The organism is Nocardia araoensis NBRC 100135 (assembly GCF_000308435.1).
In the GTDB taxonomy this organism is placed as follows: Bacteria; Actinomycetota; Actinomycetes; order Mycobacteriales; family Mycobacteriaceae; genus Nocardia; species Nocardia araoensis.
Genome location: NZ_BAFR01000125.1, coordinates 1 through 24,163 on the forward strand (window position 1 = coordinate 1; position 24,163 = coordinate 24,163).

At 68.8% G+C, this 24,163-nt stretch carries 24 protein-coding genes and 1 pseudogene; 3 read left to right on the forward strand and 22 right to left on the reverse strand.

Annotation, left to right across the window (positions count from 1 at the left end; genetic code table 11):
• From ON21_RS16825 to ON21_RS16880, 12 genes and pseudogenes are all read right to left on the reverse strand, one after another.
• Positions 1–974 (reverse strand): TrbL/VirB6 family protein (locus ON21_RS16825; protein ID WP_245562631.1); only part of this gene is annotated, 974 nt, incomplete at its 3' end.
• A gap of 38 nt (positions 975–1,012) precedes the next feature.
• Positions 1,013–1,849 (reverse strand): DUF8175 domain-containg protein, encoded by an 837-nt coding sequence (locus ON21_RS16830; RefSeq protein WP_218004100.1) that lies wholly within the window; start codon positions 1,847–1,849, stop codon positions 1,013–1,015.
• Positions 1,843–2,655: a DUF8175 domain-containg protein gene (locus ON21_RS16835; RefSeq protein ID WP_039799031.1), complete on the reverse strand. Its 813-nt coding sequence runs from the start codon at positions 2,653–2,655 to the stop codon at positions 1,843–1,845. The genes ON21_RS16830 and ON21_RS16835 overlap by 7 nt, the downstream gene beginning before the upstream one ends.
• Complete coding sequence (locus tag ON21_RS16840) at positions 2,652–3,308, reverse strand: DUF8175 domain-containg protein (RefSeq protein ID WP_245562632.1); 657 nt, start codon at positions 3,306–3,308, stop codon at positions 2,652–2,654. Before ON21_RS16840 ends, ON21_RS16835 begins: the two co-directional genes overlap by 4 nt.
• A gap of 31 nt (positions 3,309–3,339) precedes the next feature.
• Entirely contained in the window at positions 3,340–3,615 is a 276-nt protein-coding gene (locus tag ON21_RS16845) for a hypothetical protein (protein WP_039799049.1), read from the reverse strand.
• Positions 3,616–3,623: 8 nt separating this feature from the next.
• A complete protein-coding gene (locus tag ON21_RS16850; protein WP_039799032.1) occupies positions 3,624–3,920 on the reverse strand; it encodes a hypothetical protein in 297 nt (98 codons plus the stop codon).
• 51 nt (positions 3,921–3,971) lie between these two features.
• A complete protein-coding gene (locus ON21_RS16855; protein ID WP_039799033.1) occupies positions 3,972–4,634 on the reverse strand; it encodes a DUF6668 family protein in 663 nt (220 codons plus the stop codon).
• Positions 4,631–5,506 (reverse strand): MinD/ParA family ATP-binding protein, encoded by an 876-nt coding sequence (locus tag ON21_RS16860; protein ID WP_039799034.1) that lies wholly within the window; start codon positions 5,504–5,506, stop codon positions 4,631–4,633. Before ON21_RS16860 ends, ON21_RS16855 begins: the two co-directional genes overlap by 4 nt.
• Positions 5,507–5,519: 13 nt before the next feature.
• Positions 5,520–6,485, reverse strand: coding sequence for a DUF8176 domain-containing protein (locus ON21_RS16865; RefSeq protein ID WP_039799035.1), 966 nt, complete (start codon positions 6,483–6,485; stop codon positions 5,520–5,522).
• Positions 6,486–6,542: 57 nt separating this feature from the next.
• On the reverse strand, positions 6,543–8,141 hold the full coding sequence (locus ON21_RS16870; RefSeq protein WP_083880674.1) for a cutinase family protein: 1,599 nt from the start codon (positions 8,139–8,141) through the stop codon (positions 6,543–6,545).
• Positions 8,142–8,438: 297 nt separating this feature from the next.
• Positions 8,439–10,848, reverse strand: a pseudogene (locus ON21_RS16875) (RelA/SpoT family protein).
• Between the two features lie 355 nt (positions 10,849–11,203).
• Complete coding sequence (locus ON21_RS16880) at positions 11,204–12,181, reverse strand: alkaline phosphatase family protein (protein WP_051020887.1); 978 nt, start codon at positions 12,179–12,181, stop codon at positions 11,204–11,206.
• 183 nt (positions 12,182–12,364) lie between these two features.
• On the opposite strand from ON21_RS16880, the gene ON21_RS16885 reads away from it, so the two are divergent.
• Entirely contained in the window at positions 12,365–13,150 is a 786-nt protein-coding gene (locus tag ON21_RS16885; RefSeq protein WP_039799037.1) for a metallophosphoesterase family protein, read from the forward strand.
• Entirely contained in the window at positions 13,147–13,479 is a 333-nt protein-coding gene (locus ON21_RS16890) for a YnfA family protein (protein WP_039799038.1), read from the forward strand. Before ON21_RS16885 ends, ON21_RS16890 begins: the two co-directional genes overlap by 4 nt.
• Before the next feature lie 67 nt (positions 13,480–13,546).
• Here ON21_RS16890 and ON21_RS16895 read toward each other — a convergent pair whose 3' ends face one another.
• From ON21_RS16895 to ON21_RS16910, 4 genes are all read right to left on the reverse strand, one after another.
• Positions 13,547–14,173 (reverse strand): NUDIX hydrolase, encoded by a 627-nt coding sequence (locus tag ON21_RS16895; protein WP_039799052.1) that lies wholly within the window; start codon positions 14,171–14,173, stop codon positions 13,547–13,549.
• 78 nt (positions 14,174–14,251) lie between these two features.
• Positions 14,252–15,505, reverse strand: coding sequence for an adenylosuccinate synthetase (locus ON21_RS16900; RefSeq protein ID WP_039799053.1), 1,254 nt, complete (start codon positions 15,503–15,505; stop codon positions 14,252–14,254).
• A 19-nt stretch (positions 15,506–15,524) separates the two neighbouring features.
• Positions 15,525–16,472, reverse strand: a complete 948-nt coding sequence (locus ON21_RS16905) for a hypothetical protein (protein ID WP_039799039.1) — start codon at positions 16,470–16,472, stop codon at positions 15,525–15,527.
• 164 nt (positions 16,473–16,636) lie between these two features.
• Positions 16,637–17,146 (reverse strand): winged helix-turn-helix transcriptional regulator, encoded by a 510-nt coding sequence (locus tag ON21_RS16910; RefSeq protein WP_039799040.1) that lies wholly within the window; start codon positions 17,144–17,146, stop codon positions 16,637–16,639.
• A 128-nt stretch (positions 17,147–17,274) separates the two neighbouring features.
• Here ON21_RS16910 and ON21_RS16915 point away from each other — a divergent pair, with 128 nt between their 5' ends.
• Entirely contained in the window at positions 17,275–17,640 is a 366-nt protein-coding gene (locus tag ON21_RS16915) for a hypothetical protein (RefSeq protein WP_039799054.1), read from the forward strand.
• 45 nt (positions 17,641–17,685) lie between these two features.
• Here the strand turns inward: ON21_RS16915 and ON21_RS16920 are convergent, their stop codons facing one another.
• The 6 genes from ON21_RS16920 to secD all read right to left on the reverse strand — a co-directional run.
• Entirely contained in the window at positions 17,686–19,275 is a 1,590-nt protein-coding gene (locus ON21_RS16920) for an ABC-F family ATP-binding cassette domain-containing protein (protein WP_039799041.1), read from the reverse strand.
• Between the two features lie 151 nt (positions 19,276–19,426).
• On the reverse strand, positions 19,427–19,750 hold the full coding sequence (locus ON21_RS16925; protein ID WP_083880675.1) for a DUF4291 family protein: 324 nt from the start codon (positions 19,748–19,750) through the stop codon (positions 19,427–19,429).
• A gap of 1 nt (position 19,751) precedes the next feature.
• Positions 19,752–20,324: an adenine phosphoribosyltransferase gene (locus tag ON21_RS16930; RefSeq protein ID WP_039799043.1), complete on the reverse strand. Its 573-nt coding sequence runs from the start codon at positions 20,322–20,324 to the stop codon at positions 19,752–19,754.
• A 37-nt stretch (positions 20,325–20,361) separates the two neighbouring features.
• Positions 20,362–22,083 carry an ABC transporter substrate-binding protein gene (locus tag ON21_RS16935; protein WP_039799045.1) on the reverse strand — a complete coding sequence of 574 codons (1,722 nt, stop codon included), beginning with the start codon at positions 22,081–22,083 and terminating at the stop codon, positions 20,362–20,364.
• 18 nt (positions 22,084–22,101) lie between these two features.
• Positions 22,102–23,331, reverse strand: a complete 1,230-nt coding sequence (gene secF / locus ON21_RS16940; RefSeq protein WP_039799046.1) for a protein translocase subunit SecF — start codon at positions 23,329–23,331, stop codon at positions 22,102–22,104.
• 5 nt (positions 23,332–23,336) lie between these two features.
• Positions 23,337–24,163 (reverse strand): protein translocase subunit SecD (gene secD / locus ON21_RS16945; protein WP_039799047.1); only part of this gene is annotated, 827 nt, incomplete at its 5' end.

Here is a 24,163-nt window from a genome sequence, read left to right on the forward strand (position 1 = left end):
CGCATGAGCGCGGGCAAAACGAATGCCACGCTGCACAACAGCACGATCGCGACCAGCATGCGCTGCGCCTGCTCGCCGTCGGGCAGGCCGCTGGTCGGGGTGAGCGAGTCGACGTGGCCCGCCGTGGTGAACGCGATCATGTAGACGATCGCCGCCACCGGTTTCCACAGCATGAAGGCGATGATCCAGCCGATGAGCTTCTGATAGGACTGCTTGCCGATGTTCATGCCGGAGGCCGCCGCCGCGAGCGGGAGCACACCGGCCGCGATCACCAGCAGTCCCTGCCGGACGATGGCGAGCACGATCTGCGCGAGCGCGCCGAGCAGGCCCACGATCGCGATGATCAGCACCAAGCCGGGCGAAAAGGCTTGCAGCTTGCTGGTTTTCACCATCAGCTCGGCGAGGTCCTTGGCATTGCCGTTGGTCGAGTCGTTGATGATCCACTCCGCGAAGCGGTCCGATGCCTGGGTGCCCGCGACGATCACCGCGCCCAGCATCCAGGAGCTGAACACGACGCGGGTGAACATCCGGAACGATTCGGCCGCTTCGTTCATCGCGGCCCCGCGTCTGGCTTCGGCCAATCGCGCCCCGGACAGGATCACCGACGCTATCAACAGCAGGATCTGCGCTTGATAGGTGTAGTCGTTGATCTTGGTGAACAGCGAACCGGAATCGCTGGCCGCCTCGTTGGGCACCTTCATCCAGAAGGTCAACGCCAGGATGATGGCCTCGCCGAGACCGTTCATCAGCGAATCGACCACCTTGCCGAAGGTGGAATCCCAGGCCTTGTCCTTCACCGCCGTCGCCGCCTGGCCGGGATGCGAGGCGGCATTGCCCGCCTTGCACGCGGCGGACGCGGCGTCACCGAGGGTGAAGCCGGGCAGTCCGAGGCCGTCGAGGCTGTCGTGGATCTCGTTGCACGTATCGTCGAAGCCGTACGTCTGGCCGTAGGCCACGGTCGGAGTCGCGATCATCACTGTGAAGATGACCGCGAGAATTGTGACTAGCCGCCTCACCATTGTGTCCACCCATCGATCGAGCCGATCGTTTCGAGCGGCTGCGCGTCGCCCGCGGACGACTTCAATCTCCAGCCACCGTCACGCCATACCACGTTGAGTCTCATGGCCACCCAACTTCGCCCGCCGTGCAGGAACTCACGGGTCTTACGGGCGACACGAACAACAGCGAAATCGTCACCATAGCTTTCGATTCGGAATGCGTCGGACGCGTACAGCAGCGGTTTGACGCTCTCCGGCAAGACGTCGGGCACCTTGCCGTCGGCGATCTTGCGGTCCCGTTCGGCGAGCTCCTCCGGCGCGAGGATCACCAACTGCTGCCACAGCGTGTGGTCGGTCGGTCGGGCCACGGTCCGCCAGTAGATCTGCTCGGCGGCCAGCGCGGCGCCCTGCGGGGTCTTGGCGAATCCGGAAGGTACGCCGTTGTCGATGCGCGCGGGACCGTCGGTCGTCGAGAACGGAACGACCGGGCCGCCGTACACCTGCTGCCACCCGCCCGGCTGGTTCGTCCCGCCCGGCGCGCCGCTCTGCCACTCCGGGTCGGTCGGCGTCCGTGGCGCACCGGACTGTGAAAGAGGTTGTCCGGCCGGATCTTTCGGAATATCGAAACGATGCCCGAACGAGTCCTTACCCGAGCCGGCGAAGGACGGCCCCGGAGCAGGCGCACCGGAAGGATCGGCCGATGCCGTGGTCGGCCGCGACCCCTGGCCGGGCGGCGCGTCGTCCCGGACAGCGAACACGGTGACGACCGCTACCACCGCCACGGCCAGTACCGCACCCGCGCCCAGCACGGCGGGCGGCATGTGATCGAAAGACCTCCTACGGTTCACCACCTCGTCCACCCCTGCAGCGACTCGATGTACTCGGTCTGCGGGTTGCTGGTGGTCACGGGCTTGAGGCGCCAATCGCCCGCGTCCCACACCATGGCCAGACGCGTCGCCGCCCACAGTTGTTTTCCGTCGATCACCGGTCCCCGGGTGGCCAGCCGGACGATGGCGAGATCGTCGGCGTAGTCGTCCACCTTGAACGCGTCCGAGGCCACGAAGTAGCGGGTCACCTTCTCCGGCTGCTGCCGCGGCAGCCGGTCGTCGGCCAGCGCCTTGTCGTAGGCGGCGATCTGCTGGGCGGAGACCCGTACCTGGCGCACGTACAGGTCGCGGTCGGCGGGACGAGCGTTGAGCCGGTAAGTGATCTGCGCCGCGGCCAGCACCGCGCCCTGGGGGGTGTGCGAGTACCCGACGGCCAGGTCGTCTTCGATGCGCGTCGGCCCGTCGGAGGTGGAGAACGGGACCGACGCGCCGTACACCCGCTGCCAGCCGTGCGGTTCGGCGGTGCCCTCCGGCGCCGCGGTCAGCCAGTCCGCGTCGCTGGGCTTGCGCTGGCGGGACGGATCCTGCGGAAGTGGTTGCCCGGCAGCGTTGTTCGGGATGTCGACACGCCTGCCGAGGATGTCCACCTCGGGGCTCGCGAAACCGGTGCCGCCGGAGCCTTCGGTGACGGCGGGCGCGCCTTCGACCGGATCGTCGTCACGGCTGACGAAAACGAAGATCCCGACCACCACGATGAGCGCCAGCACGGCGGCGGAGGCGACGATCCCGAAGGAGACACGGTCGCGCGCGTACGACTCCCTGTCGCTCACGTCGGTGCCTCCACTTTCACGATGTCGGTAGGTAATGCGTCGATCGAATCCATGGGTCGCACAGTCGAATCCGGATCCGGCAGCCGCAATCTCCAGTCCTCGCCGAACCACTCCACGGCCGTGTGATGCACCGCCTTCGATCGGTCGGAGTACTCGGTGTACACGTCGACCGTGGACCGCGACTCGGTATAGCCCGTGATCTTGTAGCCGAGCAGACGGGGCGCGAACTCCGGGCCCGCCGGGCCGGTGATCGACAGCTGTACCCGGTTGATCGCCCACTCGTCCTTGGCCGGTCCCGGAACCAGCTCCGCTGCGGCCACTTTCGCCCACTGTGTATCGGCGGCCACCGCCAGCCGCACCGAGTGGGTCAGCGCGGCGATGGCCGCGCCGCGCGGCGAGTGCTCGAAACCGGTCGCCGCGCCGTCGGCCGTCGACCGCGGCCCCTGGCCGGTGTGCGGCAGCGGCACCCCTTGGAACGGCTGCCACCGCACATCGGTGGGAGCGGCCGAGAGGTCCGGCCCCACCGAATCCGCGCCGCCGCCGCAGCCGACCGCCGCGAACAGCAGCGCGGCGCCGACGACTCCCGCCGCGGGGCGGCGGATGTCACGCCGCAGCGCCGCGGAGTCCGCCGGCCGCAATACTGTCGAAGTCATTCCCGCGTCGTCCCCGTCCCGCTCCGGCGGCTCACGCGGGCAGGAACGCCAGGGCGATCCCCGACGCCGTGCTCGCCACTATCGCACCGAGGAGGCTCATCAGCACGCCGTGCGAGGCATCGTTCATGGCCAGGTCACTGCGAAAGACCAGCCACAGTTTCCCCGCGGAGACGATCATCCAGGCCAGGCACACCAGAAGGACGAACCACAGCAGCCAGTTCAGCAGCTGCATCAGCGGTGCGAGAACGTCGGCGGGCATCTGCTTGTAGGCCAGCGATCCGGCCGCGAGCACGTGTACGGTACCCATCGTCGGCATCAGGTCCCGATGACCGCGTTCATGATGGTGCCCGCGCTGGTGGCGACCACGCCGCCGATCATCGCGCCCGCCACCATCTTCGGCGACTCCAGACCGCCACCGGTCCACTTCTCCCAGGCGAACTTGCCGCCCGCGTAGACGATGCCGCAGATGCCGGACAGCAGCACGAACCAGGTGAGATAGCGCACCAGCTGCAGGATCTTCTCCGAGCCAGGCGGCGCCTCGGGCGTCGGATTACCGACTTGCGCGAGTACGGTGCCGTACGTGTCCTGCACGGCGAGGAGGAGCGTGCTCATCGGGTGCCTTTCTCGAATAGTGGGTGGTGGTCGCCGATGCGATGCGGACGTTCACTCATCGGACGGCTTGCGGAGATCCGGTGACCCGCGGTCGTAGCTGGCCTCCTCCAGTGCCGTCCGAGCGGCCGCCACGATGTCGGCGCCGAGCTCCCGGACATCGAGCGGGACTTCCTCCAGCAGATCGAGCTTGCGTTTCCTGGGTGGCACCGGGTCGCCGGGCGACCACACCGGCAGCTGCTCCGGTTCGACCAGCGTCCACTCCTCGTACCACGGCACCTGCCACACCTGTCCGGCCAGGGAGCCGACCACGTCGCGGTAGCGCCGGATCTCGGGAGCCATCCGGCCCGGCCGGGCGGCGACGGTGATCAGTCCCAGTACGTCGGAGGGACCGGCGAAACCCGAAAGATGTTGGCGCAGAAGGTCGTGCGCGCGGGACAGACCGGCGATGGTCTCCCTGGCGACGAGGACGACGAACGGACTTTCGCGGTCGAAGACGCCGGGCCAGCGGCGGCCCGAATCCGCCGCGGGCGCAAGCACATGCGCGAGGGTACTGGCTCCCGCTCCGCCGTGCACACCCAGCAGCCAGACCAGCGGCGCACGGCCGACGCCCGGCACGGGGCGGTCCCAGATGGCGGCACGGCGGGACTCCGGCGGGGCGATCACACCGGCGGGCGCGGGGTCGGGCTGACGCGGAAAAATCATGGCGGCGGTCATGATGCCACCCCGGCGAGCAGGCGCCCATACGCCCGGCGCGTCTCGGCGGCCAACGAGGCGTGCCGCACGAGTTCACCGCGGGCCAGATGCGGATCGTAGGGAATCTCCCTGATATCGCGGACCCAGCCGGACAGGTGCTCGCGCAAATGATCCGCTACCCGGGAGTCGTCGCCAGGATACTGGTGCGAGACGACGATGGTGGTGTCGCCGACGATGCCGCCGCCATGCCCCTGCTCGGCGTCGCCGAACTGGTCGTCGAGCCATTCCAGGGCGACCCGCAGCCGGTTGGCGGCGTCGGTGCGCGCCGGGATGGCAAGCACCAGAGCGACATCCGCGTCATCGAGCAAGGGAAGCAGTTGCCGAGCGGCAATCGGATGCCCCCCGTCGTAGACGGCGGTGTATCCGGCGTCGCGCACCGCGCGAGCGACCGTGAGATAGGTCGCACGCCTGCGCAGCGGCGCGGCGTCGCGCCACAGCAGGCCGATGCCCGAGGTCGCTCGCGACAGGCACTCTTTCAACGGCGCCGGCTCGTCGTCACCGCGTCCGTACAACCAGGACTGCAAACTGATCGGGTGCAGATGCTCGTCCGCGCCGCGCAGCGCGAGATCGCTGCCCGCCGAGGTGGCGTCCACCGCGACGGTCGGTGTGCCCCCGGTGCCGAGCTCGCCCGCCAAACCCAATGCCGTCGTGGTGGTACCCGCACCACCGCACCCACCGACCACCAGGATCGGCCGCTGCGCCGGACGATCCGCCTCGGAGCCGTCACCCTTGCGCCGCAACCGCACCACCGGAGCCTTGGAACGCACCGGCCGGCTCGACGTCGCGCCGTCTCCGGGCGCTTCGTCGAGCCAGCGGCTCCAGTCCTCTCCCATCGCCTCTGCTCTCCTATCCGGCCGTGATACCCGTGATCAGGGTGCGGCCGTCGATCACCGCGGTGGTGACCGTCTGCCTGTTGTACGTGGCGGGCGCGCCGCCGGGCCGGTATTCGGTGACCTCCACCGAATACCGGTTGTCCGCGACCGTCACGATCCGCACGCAGTGCGTCGTGCCGATCGGGACGGAGTCGATGCCCCGCTGGATGACCCAGGCGGGCTGGACGTCGGCATCGGGGGCGACGGCCGTGCGGGCGCGTTCCCCCGAACGTTCGACGTAGTACGCGTACTGGAACGACAGCACCGCGTCCGGTCCGGAGCCCGTGCCACCCGGCTCCGCGCTGCGCACGATCGCGTCACTGCGCTCGGTCGGGCAGGCGCCCGCGCTCACCGCGCGCGGATCGCCGGCCGCGTGCACGCTTCCGACGGTGAGCTGCACCGACGCGGACATGTGCGAGTCCTTGGGCAGCGCGGCGCGATCGGCGGCCGAACGCAGCAGCAGCAGCACGACGACGGCGGTGACGGCGATGACCACCACCGCCGCGATCGCGATGAGCAACAGCCGGGCCCGGCGCACGGCCGGGTGGGCGCGGGCGGCTTGCCGCAGCGCGCGCGAGACAGCGGGACGCGGCTGCTCGACCGGCTCGTGCTCGTCGTCGGCCCACGGGAAGTGCGCGGGACCGGCCTGCCGCGGCGCGACGTAGTCGTCGTCGGGACCCGGCGCACGGCCCGTCACCACCCAGTCCGACCATCCGCCGGTGAATTCGCTGCGCTGCGCGGGCAGATCCGACGGGACCTCCTCGGGCTTGCGCCGCCAGGGCTCGGCGTCGTCGCGGATGTAGTCCGGATAGCGCGACGGCGTGTCGTCGTCCGCAGGGACGATGGTGTTCGCCTCATCCGGCTTGCTCGCCTCCGGCGCGCCCGCCTCCGGCTCCAGAGCGCCGTACCAGCGGGAAAGCTGTTTGTACGACTTCAACATTCCCCCATTCCCGCAGAGCAGGGCACGCAGTATCGCATCGTCGGACCCTCTCGGCGATCAGTTCGTGGAGAACGGGTAGGTGTTGGGTGTGCCGGTTCGGTCGGTGGGCGGAATCGACGTCACGCCGCTGGATGAGGCGCCATCGGCTCCTGTCCCGAACGGAAATTGTCCCGTACCGGACGAACTCGGCGTGGGAGACGCGCCGGAGCCGTCCCCGAAGAATCCGGTCGGCTGTTTCTCCGGCACCGCCCTCGGCTCGGCCTTGCTGCCGAAGGCGTCGGCGATGTCGCGAGCGAGCGCCGCGAACCAGTCGGCGACGAACTGGGTGGGAGCCGCGCCGTTCGCCGAGACGGTCGCGCTGCTGTAGGCGGTGTGGCGCTGCACGGTGTCCCAGTAGCGCACCCAGGTGGTCGTGTTCAGCAACTCGCTGTTGTCGGTGATGTTCTGCACCACCGCGTCGAACGCCTGGGTGATCAGACGCACGCCGGTGGTCGGCGGGATCAGCTGGGGAATGGCGCCGAGCAGTTTCACACCCAACGACAGCAGAGCGGCGGGCGGATTCGCCAGGCCCGCCGTGGCGAGTTCGGCGATGTTCGCCGGGGCGATCACCGTCCGGACCACCGCGATCACCGAGTTCAAGCCGATCATGCCGACTTTCAGCAGCGCCTGTAGCGCGGCGGGCAGATTCAGCGGCGTGCGTGGATCCGAAGCGTCGGCGAGGCGCTGTGAGATCGACTTCCGCGGCGAGATCGACAGGCTCGCCAGCGAATTGCCCTGGATGTCGTCGGTGACCACTTCGGTCGCGGTCTTGATGGAGGTGAACGCCAGCGCCTGCGCGATCGACACCAGCGAGGCGATCGGGTCGCCGCCGCTGAGCTTGGACTGGCCCGCCACGTTGGCGACCGCCCTCAGGATCGGCGCGCCGTCCGGGGCGTCGCAGGCGAGATCGCCCGCCGCGCAGAAACTCGCCACCCGGCCGGTGAGCGCCCCGAAATTCGCGGCCTTGTCCCGTTCCGGGCCGATGCCGCCGCCGGTGGCGGGCGCCTGCGGCAGCGCGGCGATGGACGCCAGCCGGTCGCCCGAGGTGCCCGGCACCGGGTCCGGCGTCGCCTTGCCGGGCGCGCCGGGAAACAGCGGCGCACCGGGATTGCGCGTCGGGTCGCCGAACAACGCGACCGCGGCGACCTTTTCGGCGGGCAGCACACCGCGGCCCTGGCCGATCTCCTGAGCGAACATCGAGGCGACGTGCGCGCCCTGCGAGTAGCCGACTACCGCGAAGCGGCTGTTCGGGCAGGCGTCGGCGACGGTCCCCGCCATACCGCGCAGGCGGGCGAGGCCGCCTGCCACCGATTCCGAATAGGGCACCGCCCCACCGGCTGTCACACCGCCGAAGCCGGATTCGTATGGCACGTAGGCCCGATCGACGAGTCCGGTGTCCGGAGCTTTCGCCATCATCGGGCGGAAAACGGTGGAGAGCATGCCGGTGTCGGTGGTAGGCGCCGCGTCCGGCGACGATTCACCGGTGCCTTGAATTCCCAAGGCGTACAGAGCGGGACAGGTGGCGAGGCGAATCCGGGTGGACGGACCCGCGGGATCCGGCGGCTCCGCCGCGGCGACCCCGGCGGTCGCCACAGCCACGGCGAGTGCTACCAGCATCCCCGCGAGTCTTGCCGAGTATCCAGTCATAGCGATCCGCAATCAAGTCGTCTGCCGCAGCTACCTCAACGCCATGAAACGCAATAGACGGTAACAGATTCCGGCTATTACTGCCGCATCGACGGAAATCTTCCAGGACACACCGAGATGAACGCGACACGCGGTGGCGCGTTCCGGGGAAGGGTCCGACAAGTTTCCGGCAACGCGCCCCGAATGGCAACCCCTGGAGCCGAGTTGCGGGCAGGCGAAAACTCTTGCCGTTGGAGCTAATTGACAGCTACCGGAAAGGTAGGCGGATCACGCCGCGGAGGTGACGCGGTAGACGTCGTAGACGCCCTCCACGTTGCGCACCACATTCAGCAAGTGCCCCAGGTGTTTCGGATCGCCCATCTCGAAGGTGAACTTGCTGATCGCCACCCGGTCGCCGTGCGTGGCCACCGAAGCGGACAGGATGTTGACCTTCTCGTCGGCCAGCACCTTGGTCACGTCCGACAGCAGCCGCGTGCGATCGAGCGCCTCGATCTGGATGGCGACCAGGAACACCGAGGACGGCGACGGCGCCCAGGACACGTCGATGATCCGTTCGGACTGCTCGCGCAGCGAACCGGCGTTGGTGCAGTCGGTGCGGTGCACGCTCACCGCGCCACCGCGGGTCACGAAGCCCATGATCTCGTCGCCGGGCACCGGGGTACAGCATTTCGCCAGCTTGGCGACCGTGCCGGGAGCGCCGGGGATCAGCACGCCCGCGTCACCGGTGACCCGTTGCCTGCTCGGCGTCGTCGACGGGGTGGAGCGCTCGGCCAGCTCGTTCTCCACGTCGCCGATGCCGCCGAGCTGCGCCATCAGCCGCTGCACCACGTGGTGCGCGGAGACCTGGTGCTCGCCGACGGCGGTGTAGAGCGTGGAGATGTCGGTGTAGTGCAGTTCGTGGGCGACCGCGGTCATCGCGTCGACGCTCATCAGCCGTTGCAGCGGCAGCCCGACGCGGCGGACCTCCTTGGAGATCTGCTCCTTGCCGCTCTCCAGCGCCTCCTCGCGACGCTCCTTGGCGAACCATTGGCGAATCTTGGCCTTGGCGCGCGCGGACACCACGAAGTTCTGCCAGTCGCGGCTGGGGCCCGCGTTCTGCGCCTTCGAGGTGAACACCTCGACGACCTCGCCGTTCTCCAGCTGACGCTCCAGCGCGACCAGGCGTCCGTTCACCCTCGCCCCGATGCAGCGGTGCCCCACCTCGGTGTGCACGGCGTAGGCGAAGTCCACCGGCGTCGACTTCTGCGGCAGCGTGATCACGTCGCCCTTCGGCGTGAACACGAAGATTTCCGGCGATTTCAGGTCGAAGCGCAGCGACTCCAGGAACTCGGCCGGGTCGGCGGCCTCACGCTGCCAATCCAACAGCTGGCGCATCCACGCCATGTCGTCGACCTCGGCGGTGTCGTTGGAGTGTTTGCCCCTGGTCTCCTTGTAGCGCCAATGCGCGGCGATGCCGAACTCCGCGGTGCGGTGCATGTCCTGGGTGCGAATCTGCACTTCCAGCGGCTTGCCGTCCGGACCGACCACGGTGGTGTGCAACGACTGGTAGACGCCGTAGCGCGGCTGGGCGATGTAGTCCTTGAACCGGCCCGCCATGGGTTGCCACAGCGAGTGCACCACGCCGACGGCCGCGTAGCAGTCGCGCACCTCGTCGCACAGGATGCGGATGCCGACCAGGTCGTGGATGTCGTCGAAGTCCTTACCCTTGACGATCATCTTCTGATAGATCGACCAGTAGTGCTTCGGACGGCCTTCGACGATCGCGTTGATCCGGGAGGCGGCGAGCGTGTTGACGATCTCGGCGCGCACCTTCGCCAGGTAGGTGTCGCGCGAGGGCGCGCGGTCGGCGACCAGCCGGACGATCTCGTCGTATTTCTTCGGGTGCAGGATCGCGAAGGCGAGGTCCTCCAGCTCCCACTTCACCGTCGCCATGCCGAGGCGATGGGCGAGCGGCGCGATGACTTCCAGCGTCTCCTTGGCCTTCTTGGCCTGCTTCTCCGGCGGCAGGAAACGCATGGTGCGCATGTTGTGCAACCGGTCGGCCACCTTGATCACCAGCACGCGCGGGTCGCGGGCCATCGCGATGATCATCTTGCGGATCGTTCTCCGCCTCGGCGGCCGCGCCCAGGTTGACCTTGTCCAGCTTGGTGACGCCGTCGACGAGGTGGGCGACCTCGGAGCCGAAGTCCTGGGTGAGCTGTTCGAGGCTGTAGCCGGTGTCCTCGACCGTGTCGTGCAGCAGCGCGGCCACCAGCGTGGTGGTATCCATGCCGAGTTCGGCGAGGATGTTCGCCACGGCGAGCGGATGGGTGATGTACGGGTCGCCCGATTTGCGGAACTGATGCTTGTGGCGCTCGTCGGCGACGTCGAACGCGCGCTGCAGTAGCGTCAGGTTCGCCTTCGGGTACAACTCGCGGTGCACGGTGGCCAGCGGCTCCAGCACCGGCTTGACCGCCGCGATGCCGCGCTGTCCGGTCATGCGGCGGGCCAAGCGGGCGCGCACCCGGCGCGAAGCCGAGGTCGGAACGGCGGAAGACGCGCCGGGCTGGCGCGGCGGCGTCGCGTCGGCCTGCGCGGGCGGCTTCGGGGACTGCGCGGCGTCGGTGGCGCCCGCACCGTTCGGCCGCGGGCCCGACGTCGATTGCTCGACCTTCGCCTCGCCCAGATGCTGAGTCATGCCACCACCTCTCCGCGCCTCGATCGGACCACCCTATCCGACCGGTGCAACCTCCCGGACCACCAACTTTAGTCCGGGCGAAGCACCCACGTCCGATCTGCTGACGAAGGACGCGCGCCGGGTTGTCGGGACGGGTGACCGGAGCAGGTGCGAAGCGGTCCCGCCTGCCCTTTCCGACCGTCGCATTCCGGACATGCACCGTAGGCGGGACTCGGCCGCCTCCCCGCGGATGCGCTGCTGTCGGCAGATCGCGCCACCGGCTTCGACCAGCGCTTTTACCTCGATGAGGCGATCTTGCGAAGCTCCTGGCACCGAGATACCGCAACCGTACGAGTCGATGCGGGAACAGGCACGGTCAGCGAATGGCGGCGGGCTGGGATCCGGCGAACGGCGTCCGGTCGGAGCCCGGCTCGGAACGAAGCGAACGGCCGTCGAAATCGGCGGAGGGGGCGACGTCGAGCAGGTCGAGCACGGTCGGGGTGATGTCGACCAGGGTCGCTCGGGTGCTGGTGGCGCCGGGCCGGAAGTCCGGGCCGCGAGCGATGACGAAGTTGGTCGTCTCGTCCGGGGACTGTCCGCCGTGCCCGCCTCCGGGGGTGTGGCCGTGGTCGGCGGTGACGAGAACGGTCCACCGCTCGGCGGGATGGGCGGCGGCGCGGGCGTCCACGGCGGCGACGATGCGGCCGACCAGGACATCGATGCGAGTCACGGCGTCGAGGTAGGCGCGCGAGGCGCCGCCCGCGTCGTGACCGGCGTGGTCCACCTGGTCCAGGTGGGTGAACAGCAGGTCGGGCGCGAACTTCCCGATCGCGGCCACCACGGCGTCGGCGGTGGCGGCGTCGGTGCGGGACTCGTCCGGATCGTCCGGCACGGGCGCGGTGGAGACGACGACGTCGGCGCGTGGGCTGCCGCTGCCGGTCATCGTGGCGATCTGGTCCCAGGTGGCGATGGACTGGGTCTTCGACGCGGGCCGAGCCCGTTCGAGTCGGGTGAACACCGTCGGGTACCGCTCGAAGGGCGTCGCGGTGAACTGGTTGTTCGTGATGCCGTGCTTGCGATCCCACACGCCGGTCAGCACGGTGGCCCAGGACGGACCGGAGATCGTGATGTGCGGGGCGATGGACGAACGGCTCAGCAAGCCCTCGCCGCTGAGCCGCAGCAGATTCGGCGCCTGCGCCTGCTCGATCTTGCCGTACATCAGGCCGTCCAAGCCGATCACGACCACCTTGGCCGCGGGCGCCTGCCCTTGGGCCACTCCGGCCGCGACGGACAGCGGAAGGAACACGGCCGCCGCGACGGCAACGACTTTCGGCAGCAGTTGCGCTCGGCTCATATCGCGACCATGCGGGACCGACCGGCGCGCGCGATAGCCTGCCGCGGCAGTGTTCATGGACGTTTCATCGGGCGCCATACTGCCCGTAGCCTCACTGAACAGCCCTTGAACTGCCGGCCACCACGCCCCGAGCCTCACACCGCCCCTTGACACGACCTCCGCCGATATGGCTGGCTCACCATTGTGACCGCAGCGCGCACCGCTGAATGCCTTCGCGTCGCGGCCGTCGGCGACCTGCACCTGCGCGCGGCCGTGGCCGGACGTTTCCGTCCGGATCTGCTTCGCTTGGCCGAAGCTGCCGACATCCTCTTGCTGGCAGGCGATCTCACCGATGGCGGTACGCGCTCGCAATCGGATCTGCTGTGCGCGGAACTCGAGGGCCTTCCGGTGCCGGTGGTCGCCGTGCTCGGCAATCACGACCACGACGACGGATCGGGCGATGTGATCGCGGCACAGCTCGCCGCGCTCGGCGTCCATGTGCTCGACGGCAGCGCGATCACTCTCGGGATCAAAGGAATTCAGCTGGGCGTCGCCGGAGTCATGGGTGGCAGCGGCGGCTTCCCCGGCTATCCCGGCACACCGGACGAGGGATCCGCCGAACACCGCGCCCGCATGCGCCGCGGCCCGGTCGACGCGCTTCGGTTGCGCCGGGCGCTCGAACGGATCGACTGCGAAACACGCATCGCGCTCACGCATTTCGCCCCCGTCATCGATACGTTGGCGGGAGAGCCGACGAATATCTACCCAGGGCTCGGCTGCCATGATCTGGCCGAGGCGATCGACGCGGGCGCGGCGGTGCTCGCCGTCCACGGACATGCCCACAGCGGCACGGAATCCGGCTGCACCCAGGGCGGCGTGCCGGTGCGCAACGTCTCCCACCCCGTGCTGCGGCGCAGCTACGCCGTCTACGAGGTTCGCCCCGCCTCGCGTCGTCCGGCGGCGCGCGGGCAAGTACCGTCCCCGCCATGATCGTCGCCCGTTCCCTGCTGCTGTTCGCCCTCGCCGCGTTGGCCGAGATCGGCGGCGCCTGGCTGGTGTGGCAGGGCTGGCGGGAACAGCGCGGCGTCGTCTGGATCGCCGCGGGCGTGCTCGCGCTCGGCGCCTACGGCTTCGTCGCCACCTTCCAGCCGGACCCGAACTTCGGCCGCATCCTGGCCGCGTACGGCGGTGTCTTCGTCGCGGGCTCGCTGGCCTGGGGCATGCTGGTGGACAAGTTCCGCCCCGACCGCTGGGATTACCTGGGCGCGGCGATCTGCCTCGTCGGAGTCGTCGTCATCATGTACGCGCCGCGTAGCTGAGCGGGATATCGCCTCGACAGCTCGGGAGGCCGAATCCACACCCACAGGGAATGAGGGCCGAGCGGACTCACTCCGGTGTGCCGAACGCCCACACTGCGGCGGGCCGCCCGGTCGCTTTGACACGACGCCGTTCGGCGGTGCGTGTCAGGCCCGGAATGGCCGCAAGCGTTCGGTTCAGGTTCGCGGCATCGGGACGGGCTCCCGACAGCGCCGTGGCGGCATCCACCGCTCTGGTCGCGGGGAACTCGGCGCCGAGGAGGGCGCGGGTGAAGGTCAGGTCCTTCCACAGCAACCCGGTCAGGACACCGCGGGCCACGCCGACGATGCGATTGTGGTCGAACGCCAACTCGGGCGCCTCGTCGAACCCGGTCCACCGCGCCGGGCCCTCGTGCGGCCCCACCACCGCCCACATCGCGATCGAGAGCGTCGGCCCGCGTGGGTCGCGATTCGGCTCGTCGAAGGTCACCAACTGCCCCACCGCCCCGATGGCGGCCTCGGGGACGCCCAATTTGGTGTGCACGGCTCGCCGTGCCGCGACGGCCAGCCGCTCCCCTCGCCCCAGCAGCACACCCGGCAGGGCCAACTGCCCCGCGAACGGTTCCATCGCGCGTGGCGCGATCCCGAAGCGGACGTCGCCGTCCTCGTCCCAGAACCGCAACGCCACCACATCCACCGACACAACGGACTGCTCCACAGCCGTCCATCCTGCCCGACCGGCCGCGTAGTACGCGGACCCCTCCTCGCGGTACACCGCAGACGTGTCCGCGACCATTCACGCCGCGACCGGATACGCCATGCGGGTGCGGTGACGGCGGCCGGGGCCGTCGGCGGTGAGGACCACCGGCACGCCGAGCGTCCGGGCCAGCCACGGCACCGGGTCATCGGGCATTTCGGCGAGGACCGGCTCGGCGCGCGTCAACAAACGGGTCAGTTCCCGCTGGTGGTCCAGATCCTGCCGGTGGCCGACGGGCACCGCGTCCAAGGCGACGCCTTCTACGGTATAACCCGTTGCGGCGTACCGGCTTCCGGCCACATCGAGGTGGTTGACCGCGAGGCCGTCGATGCCGCCCGAGACAGCGATGGCGTAACGCAGCAACATCGTGTCCAGATGCCCCAGACGGAATTCGCCTTGGTAATGCCCCGCGGTGTTGTGCGGTTCGGGCAGGTCCAGACCGGAATCCTCGGTGGGGAACGGTCCCGCGCCGTGGCGGGTCTGATAGGTGCGGGTGACGCCGAGCACGTAACCGGACGCGCCGATCTCGGCGAGCATCGCCCGCGCGTTGCGCGGCTCGACGGTCGACCAGGTGGTGTGCGGATGGAAACCGCGCCACTCGTCGAGCAGGACGCCTTGGGCGCCCTCGAACACCACCGTGCCCCGGCGCGCGAACCGAGCCAGCTGGCCGTCCCCGACGATCGGCACCGCCGCGGCGAACTCGCGATACATCTCGACCAGGTCGTCGATCGGTTCGTAGCGATGCCCGCTGGACGCGATGAGCGGCCCGTAGTGGGCCGCCAGCGCACGCAGCTTGCGCCGCAGCACCAGGGGATCCAGGCAATCCGACACGGTCGGAGCCGCATGCGTGAGCGCGTACCCGGCGGTCTCGCCGATGCCACGCCCGCACGAACCGTGCCGCGCGGAACCCCGCGCATCTTCGCGAGCACGGTTGGCCGCGATGTGGATCGGCGTGGTGAGCAGGGCCCGCCCGTCGATCCGCAGCAACGACAGCGGGTCCCGGACACCCAGCGCGGCCAGCCCGCGCGCCTCCGCGGCCAGCGCGATCGGCTCGACCAGCATGTGCCGCGACAGCAGCGTCGGCACGCCCGCGAACGTCCCCGAGCCGAATTGCGCGAACGTGTGATGCCACCCTTCGGCTACCACGTTGTGCGCCGCCTGCGCCCCACCGTTGAACCGAACCACGGCGGAGACGTCGAATCCCGACTCGGTTGCGCACAGCCAGTCGACCGTCGCTCCTTTGCCCGCGTCCCCGAAACCGAGATCCACGACGATGATGTGCGAGCCGTACATCACAGAGCCCCAGCCGATCTCAGCCGCGGCCACGCGGCAAGGCCCGTGGTCGCACATCGTCGACGCCGAGCGCTTTGCCGACCGACACGGCTTCGGCCACGGAACCGACATCGCGCAGATCCGCCAGCCCACCGGCCAGGTCGACGCGTCCCTCCGCCAATCCGATGGTCAACGCGATGAGTTCGCACACCGCGGCAGGGTCGTCCAGGCGGAGGAAGTTCTGTCCGAGCAGCTCGCGCCAGTGTTCGGCGATCTCCGGGTCCCGGAAGTAGCTCGACTGATCGGGCAGGATGTAGTGCACGTGCCATCGTTCGGCGAGCTCACGGTATATCGATTCCACCGAGATGTCCTGTCGCACACTGTCGCCGATGATCGCGCGGATGTGCCGGGAGGCCAGCCGCGGTTTGTTCAGTTCGTCGCCGATCAGGAACAGGTAGCCCTTCTTGCGCCGCTTCTCCCACGCGTCGGTCGCGATGTGCGTCGCCAGGAAATAGCCGGCCAGTTCATAGCTTTCGGATTTCTGCCCACCGCCGCCGCCCTCCAGGAAGATGGCGCGCAACTGCTCGTCCATCCGGTTGTCGGACTCGAACTGTCCCACCTGTAGCGGCACGCGGTCGGTGTCCGCGTCACCGATCGCGCCGAACAGGATCTGCGGATCGTCCGCATAGCCCTTGCGCCGCAACAGACCGTGCAAGGTGCCCAGTTTGTCCTGCATGATCCGCGGCACCCGGCCCATCGATCCGGTGACGTCGAACAGCACCGCGATCGGCAGCGAGTTGGCATGGTCGGCGGAATCCCGGCATTCGCGCGCCGTGACCCCGAGCGGATCGAGCATCGGATGCACGCGCCAGTCGGCGTGCGGCTCGGCTCGCATGTCGGCGGTGTAGCCGAAGTCGTCTATGCCGCGGGCGGCACGGAAGGTCTTGGCCGCGCGGTAGGCGGAGTCGTCCCAGTGTCCATATCCCATGCGATCACATCCCTTCTTTGTTTTAGTCTATTTGACCAAAACAAGAAGGTCAAGGGTCGAACCCCAGGCGTCCGACCGGGCGTTGCGGCCCAGCGCGGGCCCCTCCAGTTCCCGAGCCGCCGGTCACCTGAACAGCGGCGGCATTCGGGCGCACAGGACTTCGGTCAGTCCGCGGCGTCCGCGACTTCGAGCACTCCCCCGATCAGCATCGTTCCCGGCCCTTGCCTGCCACCGGGTCCGGAAAGCCACCGGACATTGTCCGCGGTGAGCGGCCCACCGCACTTCCGGCACACCACCACGCCGGACGTTCGGCGCCCGCACTCGCGATGGACCACTACGGCGGGCGGACCTTCCGCGCCCGCGAGCCATTTGTCACCCCAGGTGAGCAGCATCGCGAGGACCGGATACAGATCACGGCCACGTTCGGTGAGCAGATACTCGTAGCGGGCCGGATTCGATTGATACGCCCGCTTTTCCACGATGCCGTGCTCACGCAGCACCTCCAGACGAGCGGCGAGCACATTGGAAGCGATGCCGAGATCGCGACGCAGATCCTCGAAACGGGTCAGGCCGACGAACAGATCGCGCAGGATCAACGGCGTCCAGCGCTCGCCGATCGCGTCGACCGTGCGCGCGATCGAGCAAACGATGTCGGAGAAAGCGGCCTTGGGCATGTGCCCAGTCTAGTCCATTGCTTTTTGCAAGTGACTTGAACTAGGTTCGGACCCAACGACGAGCGAAGGGGTTGACCACCATGTCCGACGCCATCACCGAGTTTCGATCCGCGACCGAAAGCGGCGACATGGCTGCGCTGACACGGGTGCTCGCACCCGATGCCGAATTGATTTCACCGCTGTCGGGCCGACTGGTCTTCCGCGGCCGGGACGACCTGCGCGTACTGCTCTCCGCCGCGTACGGCAGTCTGAGGAACTTGCGGTGGACCGAGGAGATCGGCGACGGCGCGCGCCGTGTCCTGCTGGCCGAAGCCATGATCGGGCCGTTCCGGCTGACCGAAGCGCTGGTGCTGCGGCTCGACGAGCAGGGTCGCATCCACACGTTGCAGCCGCACCTGCGTCCGTGGTCGACGCTCACCTATCTCGCGGTGCGACTGGCAGCCGGCCTGGTCAGAAATCCCGGCGTCATCCGACGGGCAGCCCGGGCCGCATAACACCACACGGAGCGGGGGACGACGATGTGGTGCCCAGGTAGCGGGTCAGGTCAGCAGCGTCTCCGCCAATCCCTCCGCCGTGAGTTCCAGGCGACGGGTGACCCCGATGTCGTCGAGGAACCGCGGATCGTGACTGACCACGATCAGCGCGCCCTCGAAGCCGGCCAGTGCCTGGGTGAGGTGCTCGAGGCTGGGCAGGTCGAGGTTGTTGGTCGGCTCGTCGAGCAGCAGCAGGCGCGGCGCCGGGTCGGCGAGCAGCAGCATCGCCAGCGCCGCGCGCAACCGTTCACCGCCGGACAGCGCCGCGGCCGCGACATCGGCGTCCGCGCCGCGGAACAGGAAGCGGGCCAGCTGCGCCCGGATCCGCTCCGCGGACGCGTGCGGCGCCGTGGCGGCGACATTCTCGAATACCGACCGCCGCTCGTCGAACACGTCCAACCGCTGTGGCAGCATCCGCCACGGCACCTTCGGCCCCTCCTCGGCGATCCGCCGCAGCAGCGTCGTCTTGCCGATGCCGTTGCGGCCGGTCAACGCGATCCGCTCCGGACCGGACACCCGCAACGTCACCCTCGGCCCGCACGCCAGCTCGACTCCGTCCAGCTCGATGACGTCCTGGCCCGGGTACAGCCGCGTATCGGGCAGCTCGACCCGGATCTCCCGATCGTCGCGCAACAGCTCCTTGGCATGCTCGAGCTGTTCCTTGGCGGTGTCGAGCTTTTCGATGTGGTTGTTGCGCAGCTTGCCCGCGGACACCTGCGCCTGCCGTTTGCGCTCGCCCATCACGATTTTGGGCTCCCGCTTCTGGTCCCACATCTTCTGCCCGTACCGCTGCCTGCGGTCCAGCTTGATGCGCGCCTCGACGAGTTCGCGAGCCTGCTTGCGGACATCGCTGCGCGCGTCCCGGATCGCGGCACGGGCCGCCTCCTGCTCGGCGGCGACGATCCGCTCGTACTCGCTGAAATTGCCGCCGAACAACCGGAGTTCGCCGTGGCGCAGCTCGGCGATGGTCGTCATCCGTTCCAGCAGCGCACGGTCGTGGCTGACCGTGAGCACCGTGCCGGAGAACTGACCGATCACCTCGTAGAGCCGCGCGCGAGCCACCCGATCCAAGTTGTTCGTCGGTTCGTCCAGCAGCAGTACCTCCGGCTCGGCGAGCAACTCGGCGACCAGTCCGAGCAGTACCGTCTCGCCGCCGGAGAGGGTGTCGAGCGTGCGATCGAGATGTTCCACCGAGTCGGCGACGTAGTGCAGGCCGAGCCGGGCGAGCAACGCCAACGCCCGCTCCTCGACATCCCACTGGTTGCCGACCAGATCGAAGTCGGCCTCGCTCCCCAGCCCGGATTCGATGCGGTGCAACGCTTTTCGCACCTGACCGATGCCGAGCACCGCGTCGACCCGCTGCCCCGCGCCCAGACCGAGGTCTTGGCGCAGATACCCGAGATGCCCGGTGACCGTGACGGACCCCCGAACGGGTTTCAGCTCTCCGGCGATCAACCGCAACAAGGTGGATTTGCCCGCACCGTTTCCGCCGACCAAGCCGATGTGACCGGGGCCGAGAACGGCGTCGAGCCCCTCGAAGACGGGAGTACCGTCCGGCCAGCCGAAAGTGAGATCGGAAAAAGACAGATTGGTCATGCCAGCTCCCAGAGGTTGCGACGAGACACGGCGCGCGAATGCGGGCCGCACGGTGGCTACCTCAAATGAGCAACGGCAGAACTCCGATCAACGGGAATACGACCTGTACAGGTTAAGCACAACTCCGGCCGCTGCGCCAGTGCGATTCAGATCACACGTCGTATGGAGCAGACGCGCCGATGACGGCGGCGACGGACGCGGGCAGCGGATAAGGGCGCTCTTCGGGCAGTGCCCGAGTCGCCGCTTCCAGCTTCCCTTCGGCTACCAGCTGTCGCAGCTGGCGCGCCTCCCCGGTGACATCGCGGATCCCGATGATCCAGCCGTCGAGGTAATGCCCGACGGCGACGCCGCCCAGGCCCACTTGCACGGAGCGGTACGCCAGCGGCCGACGCACGAGATCGCGTTCCGGGTCCCACTGGATCCGTACCGGAACAGATTTCGGCGGCGAGCGGCTTCCGCACGCAGCCTGCGTCAGCTCAGAGCTTGACGATCGAGGTCAGCGGGTAGTCGCCCTGCCGGGCACGCCCGCCGAGGAAGCCGAGTTCCAGCACCACCGCGGCCGCGGCCACTTCGGCGCCTGCCTGCTTGAACAGTTCCGCCGCCGCGGCGAGAGTGCCGCCGGTGGCGAGTACGTCGTCCAGCAACAGAACGCGACGGCCGGTCAGGTCGACGCCGTCCGCGGGAATCTCCAGCGCGGCGGTGCCGTATTCGAGGCTGTACTCCCGGCTGATCACCGGCGGGGGCAGCTTGCCCGCCTTGCGGACGGCGAGCACGCCGGTGCCGAGGGACGCGGCGACACCGGCGCCGAGCAGGAAGCCACGGGCATCGACGCCGGCCACCAGATCGGCGTCGGGTGCGCACGCGGCCAGGCAGTCGACCACGGCCCGGAAGCCCTCGGCATCGGCGAAGACGGGGGTGAGATCCGCGAAACGTACACCGGCTGTGGGGAAGTCGTCGTGCCAACGGGTCAAACGGTCGACCATCTCGGCAGCTCTGGTGGTCCGTTCGGCGGCTACATCCTCGGACTCGATCGCCGCGTGCTTGCTCATCGACACCTCTCCATGGTCACATCACCCACACCGTCTGTCACCGCTCGAGCACCCACCGGTCCATGTTCCAGCCGGTTCCGGCCTGGTTGGGAGCGGCGATCCCGTTGCGCAGCCCCTTGCCGAAGGCGATCGTGCGCGGGGTGGCGAACAACGGAATGCTCGGCAGCTCCGCCCACAACAGGTTCTCCGCCTCGGTGAGCAGATTCAGCTGTGCGGCCGCGCTGTCGTCGGCCCCGAGCTGATCGGTGATCGCATCGTAACGGCCGTTGCCGTACCGTCCGAAATTGAGACCGCTACCGGTGCGCAACGCGCTGGTCGCGGCCACTCCCGCGAGCGAGCCCGCCGGGCCGGGGGTCGACGCGGTGCTACCCAGGACGGCGTCGACCTTGCCCTCGGTGAGCCGTGCCGGAGTGAAATCGGGCGATCCGGCGTCCACCACGGTGATGCCCGCCGGTTTGCAGGCCTCGGCGATCATGGCGACGGTCTGCGCGCGCCGGTCGTCCGGACCCAGGTAGCCGATCCGGACGGTGGGGTTCGGCGCACCGGAGGCGGCGACGGCCCTGGTGGCGTTCGCCACGTCGCCGCCGGAATACTTGTTCGCCCCGCTGATGACCGCAGGGTAGAGCAAGGCGTCCTGTTGCACGATGTGCGCGTTCAGCGGCCCCGAGCCGAGCCCGGTCTTGGGCGCGTCCGGTACCTTGCCGAGCTTGTCGAACAGCGTCTGGCGCGGCAGGCACAGCGCGAACGCGCGGCGCGCCTCGACCGAGGCGAACACCCCGCCGGTGGACAGCGCCAGCTGCTCGGCGCCGCGGCCCGGCACGGTCTGCACCGAGAAACCGTTCAGGTTCAGGTCTTTCACCGAGTGCGCGCCGATGTCGAGCACGCCGACGGCGTTGTCGCCGACCTTCTTCTTCAAGTCGAAGGTCTTGGGCCACACGACGATCCGCCCCGTCGCCGGCTTGTTGCCCCACCAGCGCTCGTTGGCGACCAGCACCAAACCGTCCTCGCTGCCGAAGGACTCGATGCGATAGGGCCCCGACGAAGGGAACCGCGACAGGTCCAGTCGTCCGTCGGCCGGGATGGTCCATCCGGTGTTCCAGAACTCCGCGATCCTGCCGAGGGCGTTCGGATCGCCGGTCTGCAACGCAGACACGACGTTGGGCACGTTCGCCACTTGCGCCGCGACGTGCGCGGGCATCAACTCACCCGCCGTGAACAGATTGCGCCACGGCAGGTACCGCCGCCCCGGCCGGAACACCACCGTGGCATCCCGCGAACCGGGCTGACAGTCGACCCGCTCGATGGCGTCGTAGCCGCTGGTGCTCGCTGCGTCGAAAAGCGGAACGGGGCCCCGGTCACCGGGCTTGGTGAACCGCCCGCTGCGGGCGGCCCAAGCCAGTACCAGATCGTCGCAGGAGGTCGGCACCCCGTCGGAGTACACGCCGTCGGGGTTGAGGCGGTATTGGATGGTCTGCGACTCGCCCGGCACTTCCTTGGCGGTCCCGAAGTCGGTGTCGGCGACCTGCTGGCCGTCCGGCCCGGTGTAGAAGAAGCCGGTGAGTACCCGGGAGAACACCGCGGCGGACCCGGAACTCGCCCCGAGCGTGCTCGCGCCGTTATAGGTGGCGATGGTGGCGTCGGTCGCGTAACCGATGGAGGGCACCTGATTCTTGCTGGAGCAGCCGACCATCAGCCCGGCGGCCAGCGTCCCCGCAGCGAGCGCTCCGATCAGTCGTACCGCACTGCGTGGCTGTCGCATGAAACCCCTTGCCTGGTGTCAGTTCCGCCTCTTGTGCCGTTTGCCGCTCGGGCGCGCACCGGGTCGCGGCGCCTGCCCGGCCGCGCGCTGCTTGCGCGGCTCGTGATCCCGCCCCGCCGCCATGCTCGCCCGGCGCTCGGCCGCCACACCCGCACGGGCGCTCGCCGCACCGGCCCGCTTGGCCAGGACCTTCTTCGTGTGCGCCGCCACCGGACCCCAGCGTTCCTTGATCGAGACCAACAGCGGGGTCGCGAAGAAGATCGAGGAGTACGTGCCGACCAGCAGACCGACCAGCTGCACCAGCGCCAGGTCCTTCAGGGTGCCGACGCCCAGCATCCACACCGCGACCACCATCAGCCCGACGATCGGCAGGATACCGATCAAGGCGGTGTTGATCGAGCGCATGAGCGTCTGGTTCACCGCGAGGTTGGCCTGTTCGCCATAGGTGCGCCGAGTCAGGTGCAGAATACCGTGGGTGTTCTCCTCCACCTTGTCGAACACGACGACCGAGTCGTAGAGCGAGAAGCCGAGAATGGTCAGGATGCCGATCACGGTCGCCGGAGTGACCTCGAACCCGACGAGCGAGTACACCCCCGCGGTGACGGTGACGTCGAAGAACAGCGCCGCCAGCGCCGCGATGGCCATGTGCGTCTCGAAGCGGATCGCGATGTAGACCGCGACGAGCACGAGGAAGACCGCGAGCGCGATGATCGCCTTGCGCGTGATCTGGCTGCCCCAGGTCTCGCTGACGTCGGAGGTGCTGATCGCGGCCCGGCTCGGATTGCCGGACTTGTCCTTCGGCTGGAACTGGGTGAACAGCGCGCTGTTGAGCGCCTCCACCTGCTTCTGGTTCAGCGCCTCGGACCGGATCAGCATGGTGGCCGATCCGCCGGTGCCGACGGTCTGCACCGAGACCGGGTCGGTGCCGATCGCGCCCCGGTAGACGTCCTCCACCGCGCTGGTGGTCGCGTTCCCCGCCGGGAACTGGATGCGCGAACCGCCCTCGAAGTCGATGCCGAAGTTGAAGCCGCGGAAGATGATGCTGCCCAGCGAGACGAGCACGATCGCGGCGGTGATGAGGTACCACATCCGGCGTTTGCCGATGACGTCGATCGCGCCGGTGCCGGTGTAGAGGCGGTTGAAGAAGCCGTGCTTGGGCGGCTGCGGGTCGCCGACCGCGGCGAACACGTCGGTGATCTCGGTGGCGCTCGTCTTGTCGAGTGAGTGGGTGGTGTGGCTGTTGGTCATCGTCCTCACGCCTTCCCGAGGGCGGCCTCGGCCGCCTTCCGCTCGCGGGCGACCTGCTGGATCGCGCCGAGGCCGTTCACCGACGGCTTGGACCAGAACGCCGTCCGCGAGGCGAGCAGCACCAGCGGCGAGGTGACCAGGAACACCACGACCACGTCGAGGATCGTGGTGAGGCCGAGGGTGAACGCGAAGCCCTTCACCTGTCCGACGGCCAGGATGTACAGCACGGCCGCGGCGATGAAACTGACGGCGTTGCCGGACAGGATGGTCCGGCGGGCGCGCTGCCAGCCGCGCGGAGCGGCGGAACGGAAACTGCGCCCCTCGCGCATCTCGTCCTTGATGCGTTCGAAGAACACCACGAACGAGTCGGCGGTCATACCGATACCGATGATCAGACCCGCGATACCGGCGAGGTCGAGCGTGAATCCGATCCAGCGCCCGAGCAGCACCATGATGCCGTAGACCGCGAATCCGGAGGCCACCAGCGACAGACCGGTGACGAAACCGAGCATCCGGTAATAGGTCAGGCAGTAGAGCAGCACCACGAGCAGGCCGACGGCACCGGCGAGCAGGCCCGCCTTCAGCGAGGACAGACCCAGCGTCGCGGAGACCGTCTCGGCCTCGGAAGTCTGGAACGACAGCGGCAGCGAGCCGTACTTCAGCGTGTTCGCCAGTTCCTTCGCCGACGTGGCGGTGAAGTTGCCGGAGATCTGGGTGCGACCACCCTGCTGCGGGCCCTGCTGCACGACGGGTGCGCTGACCACCTTCGAGTCGAGCACGAACGCGACCCGCTTGTAGACGTACTCGCCGGTGAGCGCCGCCCACGCGTCAC

Bases quoted from the DNA above. Each gene is read 5' to 3' on its own strand.
- ON21_RS16840 (WP_245562632.1), bottom strand. From the start codon at position 3,308: ATGACTTCGACAGTATTGCGGCCGGCGGACTCCGCGGCGCTGCGGCGT.
- ON21_RS16845 (WP_039799049.1), bottom strand. From the start codon at position 3,615: ATGGGTACCGTACACGTGCTCGCGGCCGGATCGCTGGCCTACAAGCAG.
- ON21_RS16850 (WP_039799032.1), bottom strand. From the start codon at position 3,920: ATGAGCACGCTCCTCCTCGCCGTGCAGGACACGTACGGCACCGTACTC.
- ON21_RS16855 (WP_039799033.1), bottom strand. From the start codon at position 4,634: ATGACCGCCGCCATGATTTTTCCGCGTCAGCCCGACCCCGCGCCCGCC.
- ON21_RS16860 (WP_039799034.1), bottom strand. From the start codon at position 5,506: ATGGGAGAGGACTGGAGCCGCTGGCTCGACGAAGCGCCCGGAGACGGC.
- ON21_RS16865 (WP_039799035.1), bottom strand. From the start codon at position 6,485: ATGTTGAAGTCGTACAAACAGCTTTCCCGCTGGTACGGCGCTCTGGAG.
- ON21_RS16870 (WP_083880674.1), bottom strand. From the start codon at position 8,141: ATGCTGGTAGCACTCGCCGTGGCTGTGGCGACCGCCGGGGTCGCCGCG.
- ON21_RS16880 (WP_051020887.1), bottom strand. From the start codon at position 12,181: ATGAGCCGAGCGCAACTGCTGCCGAAAGTCGTTGCCGTCGCGGCGGCC.
- ON21_RS16890 (WP_039799038.1), top strand. From the start codon at position 13,147: ATGATCGTCGCCCGTTCCCTGCTGCTGTTCGCCCTCGCCGCGTTGGCC.
- ON21_RS16900 (WP_039799053.1), bottom strand. From the start codon at position 15,505: ATGTACGGCTCGCACATCATCGTCGTGGATCTCGGTTTCGGGGACGCG.
- ON21_RS16905 (WP_039799039.1), bottom strand. From the start codon at position 16,472: ATGGGATATGGACACTGGGACGACTCCGCCTACCGCGCGGCCAAGACC.
- ON21_RS16910 (WP_039799040.1), bottom strand. From the start codon at position 17,146: ATGCCCAAGGCCGCTTTCTCCGACATCGTTTGCTCGATCGCGCGCACG.
- ON21_RS16915 (WP_039799054.1), top strand. From the start codon at position 17,275: ATGGCTGCGCTGACACGGGTGCTCGCACCCGATGCCGAATTGATTTCA.
- ON21_RS16920 (WP_039799041.1), bottom strand. From the start codon at position 19,275: ATGACCAATCTGTCTTTTTCCGATCTCACTTTCGGCTGGCCGGACGGT.
- ON21_RS16930 (WP_039799043.1), bottom strand. From the start codon at position 20,324: ATGAGCAAGCACGCGGCGATCGAGTCCGAGGATGTAGCCGCCGAACGG.
- ON21_RS16935 (WP_039799045.1), bottom strand. From the start codon at position 22,083: ATGCGACAGCCACGCAGTGCGGTACGACTGATCGGAGCGCTCGCTGCG.
- secF (WP_039799046.1), bottom strand. From the start codon at position 23,331: ATGACCAACAGCCACACCACCCACTCACTCGACAAGACGAGCGCCACC.